The following is a 5,878-nucleotide window of genomic DNA, read 5'->3' on the forward strand; positions in this document are numbered from 1 at the left end:
GCTCCTACAGGTGGACCGTGTAGGAGCTGCCGCAGGCTGCGATCTTTTGATCTTTACAACCAATCAGTCAGTGGACAACACACCACGACGTACCTGGTCGCGCTCGATCGATTCGAACAGCGCCTTGAAGTTGCCTTCACCGAAGCCGTCATCACCCTTGCGCTGGATGAATTCGAAGAACACCGGCCCCATCAGGGTTTCCGAGAAGATCTGCAGCAGCAGGCGCTTGTCGCCCGACTCGGACGAACCGTCCAGCAGGATGCCGCGCGCCTGCAACTCGCCTACCGGCTCCCCGTGGTTGGGCAGACGGCCTTCGAGCATTTCGTAGTAGGTGTCCGGCGGCGCGGTCATGAAGCGCATGCCGATACTTTTCAGGTGATCCCAGGTCTTGATCAGGTCATCGCTGAGGAAGGCCACGTGCTGGATGCCCTCGCCGTTGAACTGCATCAGGAATTCTTCGATCTGCCCGGCGCCCTTGGACGATTCTTCGTTCAGCGGGATGCGGATCATGCCGTCTGGCGCGGTCATGGCCTTGGAGGTCAGGCCGGTGTATTCGCCCTTGATGTCGAAGTAACGGATTTCACGGAAGTTGAACAGTTTCTCGTAGAAGTTCGCCCAGTAGGCCATGCGACCGCGGTACACGTTGTGGGTCAGGTGATCGATGATCTTCAGGCCAGCCCCGACCGGGTGACGGTCAACGCCGTCGATGAACACGAAGTCGATGTCGTAGATCGAGCTGCCTTCACCGAAACGGTCGATCAGGTACAGCGGCGCACCGCCGATGCCCTTGATCGCCGGCAGGTTCAGCTCCATCGGGCCAGTCTCGATGTGGATCGGCTGGGCGCCGAGTTCCAGGGCACGCTTGTAGGCCTTTTGCGAATCCTTGACACGGAACGCCATGCCGCACACCGATGGACCGTGCTCGGCGGCAAAGTACGAGGCGACGCTGTGGGGTTCGTTGTTGAGGATCAGGTTGATCGCGCCCTGGCGATACAGGTGCACGTCCTTGGAACGATGGGTCGCGACCTTGGTGAAGCCCATGATCTCGAAGATCGGCTCCAGGGTATTGGGGGTCGGCGATGCAAGTTCGATGAACTCGAAGCCCATCAGGCCCATTGGGTTTTCGTATAAATCTGCCATGGTTGGCGCCTCATCATGCTTTAGGAATTAACCGCTGAAATTAACAAGCGTTAGTTGCTAGCAATGCTGAGAGCGGTGGGTGGCGCACAGGAGATGCCCCGCACGCTGCGGGCGAGGAAATCACCGTAGATCAATTGAAACCCGAATATCTTCATTGTCGACCCAAGGCTCTGAGGGCGAGGCTTCTGCTGCCAGAAGACGATTATTATTGTATGCGTAACCTAATTCTACACAGCGTAACTCAATTTGTCCGCCTTCTGTATCAAATCCCCTTTTCCCCATGGCGCGCAAGGGCTTTGTTACACAAGAAAATCCCCATTGGAATCATCCCTCGGCACAAGTGCCAAGGGCCAACTATCCTGCCTCTTGCTTGAACGCTTGATGGGAAGCATCACTTCCCGCCAGGCGTTGAGAGCCCCACTTCAGCGATACAGGTTTCGCGAATGCCACTGAAAACCAACGCCCACCCGAGAGGCATCAGGCTCGCTGTAACCTTGTTGAGTGGACTGCTGCCGATCCTGCTGGGTTTCGTCATTCTTTACATGCAGGCCGAACGCGTACTCAGGCTCAGCAGCCAACAAACCGCCGAAGAAGCGACTCGCCAATTCGAACTGATGCTCGACAACACCGCCCAGGCGGCGCGCGAGTTGCTGCCGTTGGCTGGCCAAAGCTGCATTGACGTCAACCTCGCGTTGCGCGAGCAGGTGACACGCCGTCCATTCGTGCGCTCGACCAACCTGCTATGGGACGACACTCTCTATTGCAGTTCCCTGTTCGGTGACTATCACGAAAAAATGGCTTCCGGAGATTATGCCAACGGCCAGTTGTTGCTGATTAAGGGCAACCCGGTGACGCCCGACACCGCGTTTTTGGTCTATCGACTCAGCGACGGTAAACGGGGCGCCATGAGCACGCTGGACGGTTACCACCTGAGTAATATCCTGCGCCTGATCGGGCGCCAGACACTGTTGTTGTTGCAAGTCGGGCCGCACTGGTTGTCCGCCGACGGCAGTTTTCACGAAGGCGATCCACCCGAGTTCCCCGTCGCACAAAACACGCTGGCATCTTCGCGTTATCCCTTCAGCGTAACGGCCGGTTTCCCCGAAGGCGAAGTGTGGCGCTACATGAGCAGTGAATATCCGCCACTGTTCAGTTTGTTGCTGTTCTTCGGCGTGATTGCAGGTTTTATCGGGCACGTCATACAGAAGCGTTCCTCGTCGCCAACCCTTGAGATGCAGCGCGCACTGGACGCGGCGGAGTTCGTTCCGTACTTCCAGCCAGTGGTGCATGCGCTGAGCAAAAAATGCACGGGAGTCGAGGTACTGATGCGCTGGAACCATCCCAAGGAAGGTTTGGTCAGCGCCGATCTGTTCATTCCGTTTGCCGAACACAGCGGGCTGATCGTGCCGATGACGCGCTCGATCATGCAACAAACAGCCAGGCTGTTGGCACGGAAGTCGGCATCGTTCGATGAGCCGTTCCATGTGGGCATCAATATCACCGCCAATCATTGCCAGGATCTTGCGCTGGTCGAGGATTGCCGGCAATTCCTCGCCGCCTTTGCCCCGGGCTCCATACACCTGGTGCTGGAGTTGACCGAGCGCAAACTGATCGAGCCCTCGGCCATTACCCATCAATTGTTCGAGCAACTGCATGAGCTTGGCGTAATGATCGCCATCGACGACTTCGGCACCGGCCACTCGAGCCTCGGTTACCTGCGCCAGTTCAACGTGGATTTCCTGAAAATCGACCAGAGCTTCGTCGCCATGATCGGCATCGATACCCTCTCCAGCCACATTCTGGAAAGCATCATCGAGCTGGCGGCCAAGCTTGACCTGGCAATGGTTGCCGAAGGTGTGGAAACCCAGGAGCAAAGTGACTACCTGACGGCCCACAACGTGAACTACCTGCAAGGTTATCTGTTTGGTCGGCCGATACCCGCCGCCGATTTCATTAATGCATTAAGTGATGATTAACTAGTGGCCTTTAGCAGCGATTCAACGACACACCGCACTCCTCCATTTGAATCAAGTACAACTCTTGTTACATGAACAAAAAGTCATGATTTACTCTTGCCCCATTAACTACTACAATTTTTCATGCCTGCATCAGATTGGCAGGTGTGGCATCTAATCCCCGAGTCGCTTCAAGGCTCTTGGCTTATAGCTTTGTTTGCGGTTGGTATCAGCCAAACACACTATTGGAGTAAAGATATTGTCCAGACTCGCTGAATTTCGTGCAGCTGAAAAGGCCCTTCAAGAGCAGCTCAAGCAGCTTGAATCCCTGAAGAACGATGCCGGGCTCAAGAAAGAAATCGAATTCGAAGAAAAGCTCCAGGGGCTGATGAAAACCTACGGCAAGAGCCTGCGCGACATCATCGCCATCCTCGACCCGAACCCGGCAAAATCCGGTCTGCAACACGCCGCTCCAAAGACCCGCCGCGCCCGCGTGGTCAAGGTTTATCAGAACCCGCATACCGGCGAGCTGATTGAAACCAAGGGCGGCAACCACCGTGGACTGAAGGCCTGGAAGGAACAATACGGTGCCGCTACCGTTGACTCCTGGCTGCGCGGCTAAACCCCCCATTTGTCACGATGCATTGACACGTTGTCACAATGACTTGGCATGGGAATGCCTTAGCGAACTAATCATTGCAAAAAATGGAAAAAACCACCCGAACCAATCGGTCCGGGTGGTTTTCTCGCATAAACGATTTGGACGTAAACGTTGATCGGAAGCGTGGCTGCTGGATAGCCCAGCTTCTGCGTCTTAGAGCCAAGACTTTAAGGCTTGAAAAGCACATCAGAAAACGGCAAGCAGCAGTTGGCGGTAACTTTTCGTAAAGCTATTTGATAAGTCCATGTAGAGGCCAGATCGCCCGCTGGTAATACATACTGCGCTGATGTGGTTGGGCCGAGCTGAATGCCTCTCTTTCAGTTCACAGTGTATTGAGTTATCCACTCACCATCTGTCGAACAAACCACAGGGGCAGCTGCAGGTGCAGGTGCAGGTGCAGGTGCACCTATAGCGCACACTACAGCCAAGTCTTCCGGCAAGTCATCGGCGATACGCTGTGAGAATCGCTTTAGTGTCGGCTTCGCAAAGACGAACAACCAGGCTTGATCGTCAATCTCGCCCATACGACGAAGGACTCTTCCCAGGACATGACGGTAATGCAGCTCAGTACGAATTCGAATGTAGTAGCAGCATACCTGGAGCCGAGGGATCTCAGCTGCCTCGCTGATACCGGACACTTCGGAATCAATGTATGCCTTCCAGGACGGCATTAAGCACGGACCGGTACCTGACCTGAAAGCGATACTCGACCTGTTGAGAACGAAAAAAGATGGTTGGGGAATCGCATTTTGGTTCGCTTCTAGCAATGGGTACATTGGAGGCTGTCGACCGCAGGGCATCCTTTTGTCCGAGCCCGGCAAGCTACTGCTCGCTGCAACGGATGAGGTGTCAGGCATTAGACACGGATAGATCAGATGGGCATGATGCCGTTCCCGATAGCTGTCAGCCCCGGGGCGCCACAACACTCCCTTCCCTCGTTTCAGCTACAAGCAAGCAAGCCGCTTTGCCATGCTTGGTAATGACAAAGGTGTAGCCTTGACTGACCAGCACAAGGAGTCGGCGCAGGCGGCGACGAGCCTGACTCTTGCTGAAAGATTTATACATCGCCGGGGCACCTCTTGAATGTGCGAAACGGTTAACGCGGCTAGCTCATTGGCTACTGATAGTCGCTCACGCGACAGACTAATTTTCCAAGAAAAAATTAAACATCGGTGAAAATGCGATCCCAATCTCGAGCAGCCAATGTCCGGCACACATCTTCCAATCCACCAAAGCAGCGTCGTGATACTACTTGCATGTTGTCCTGCGTTACGTACTGTATTGAATCACCAGTTTCATTGAGCAGTACTCCGCCCGCCCCCCTAAGCAACGCATGACCCGCAACGACATCATGTGCGGACACAGGGCAGACAGAGATACCGCACACGCCATCGCCAGCGGCTACTTTTGCAAGCCTGTAGGCAATCGAGGGCATGGCGACAAAACTGCTTGGAGCGCAGAGCTCATGATTTATTTCTGCCTTATTTGAGGCCGCTGAACTGAGCATGACGCGGCTATCGCTCGACCAAATCATATCCGGAAGCTTGGGAGCTATGGGTTTCCCATTGCGTAGCAAATTGGACAATCCTTCAGCCCAAGCGATGCAATCTGGAACCCCTTCGATCGTTACGGGTGCGTAGACCACACCTAGCATTGGGGTGTGTTTGTGTAGAAGGCCGACTGATACAGCTGAACCTTTCAGCCCCCTCAGAAAATCGTTTGTGCCATCGTTGGGGTCAACTACCCAGCACCATGAATCTCCTGTCAGGGTATGGCCGGTCTCCTCCCCCCAAAAGTCGCAGAAAAACAGGTCAAGCAGCTGCTGACGTAGAAGCTGTTCAATTTCCACATCGACTACTGCCTTGTCCCCCTCCCCCCTTGGCCCGTCTGCTCGTTGCCATTCTGTTACGAGGAGTTGGCCCGCCATGCAAACTATGTTGACGACGGAGGAAAGCAGCTCTGGCAGGACTGGACTTTTTGAGTGGGGGTTGGCTGGAGCCCCAGCGAGCCTTCCTAGCGGCTCGTGCGCTGATCCCAAATGCAGCACTGCGTATTTCGCTCATCGTGACCGGTCATTTCGCTAACAACGTGACCGATTCCTGCCCCCCATTGCGCGGGGTCT

Annotated in this window: 4 protein-coding genes and 1 pseudogene; 2 read left to right on the forward strand and 3 right to left on the reverse strand. The window is 55.0% G+C overall.

The window, feature by feature from the left end; translation table 11 throughout:
- Positions 1 to 63: 63 nt before the first annotated feature.
- A complete protein-coding gene (gene hppD / locus AC3WWR_RS30620; RefSeq protein ID WP_020797211.1) occupies positions 64 to 1,140 on the reverse strand; it encodes a 4-hydroxyphenylpyruvate dioxygenase in 1,077 nt (358 codons plus the stop codon).
- Between the two features lie 443 nt (positions 1,141 to 1,583).
- Here hppD and AC3WWR_RS30625 point away from each other — a divergent pair, with 443 nt between their 5' ends.
- Positions 1,584 to 3,116 (forward strand): EAL domain-containing protein, encoded by a 1,533-nt coding sequence (locus AC3WWR_RS30625; RefSeq protein WP_083349194.1) that lies wholly within the window; start codon positions 1,584 to 1,586, stop codon positions 3,114 to 3,116.
- Between the two features lie 238 nt (positions 3,117 to 3,354).
- Entirely contained in the window at positions 3,355 to 3,717 is a 363-nt protein-coding gene (locus tag AC3WWR_RS30630; RefSeq protein WP_151141959.1) for a histone-like nucleoid-structuring protein, MvaT/MvaU family, read from the forward strand.
- 437 nt (positions 3,718 to 4,154) lie between these two features.
- Here the strand turns inward: AC3WWR_RS30630 and AC3WWR_RS30635 are convergent.
- Both AC3WWR_RS30635 and AC3WWR_RS30640 read right to left on the reverse strand, forming a co-directional pair.
- Positions 4,155 to 4,394, reverse strand: a pseudogene (locus AC3WWR_RS30635) (diguanylate cyclase); the annotation flags it as partial.
- A 524-nt stretch (positions 4,395 to 4,918) separates the two neighbouring features.
- Positions 4,919 to 5,683: an inositol monophosphatase family protein gene (locus AC3WWR_RS30640; protein ID WP_492599316.1), complete on the reverse strand. Its 765-nt coding sequence runs from the start codon at positions 5,681 to 5,683 to the stop codon at positions 4,919 to 4,921.
- Positions 5,684 to 5,878 lie beyond the last annotated feature (195 nt).

The sequence above is a fragment of the Pseudomonas sp. EB271-G4-1 genome, from assembly GCF_058791355.1.

What these genes read in the sequence shown, in the direction of transcription:
- AC3WWR_RS30640 (WP_492599316.1), bottom strand. Translation starts at nt 5,683, where the DNA reads ATGGCGGGCCAACTCCTCGTAACAGAATGGCAACGAGCAGACGGGCCA.
- hppD (WP_020797211.1), bottom strand. Translation starts at nt 1,140, where the DNA reads ATGGCAGATTTATACGAAAACCCAATGGGCCTGATGGGCTTCGAGTTC.
- AC3WWR_RS30625 (WP_083349194.1), top strand. Translation starts at nt 1,584, where the DNA reads ATGCCACTGAAAACCAACGCCCACCCGAGAGGCATCAGGCTCGCTGTA.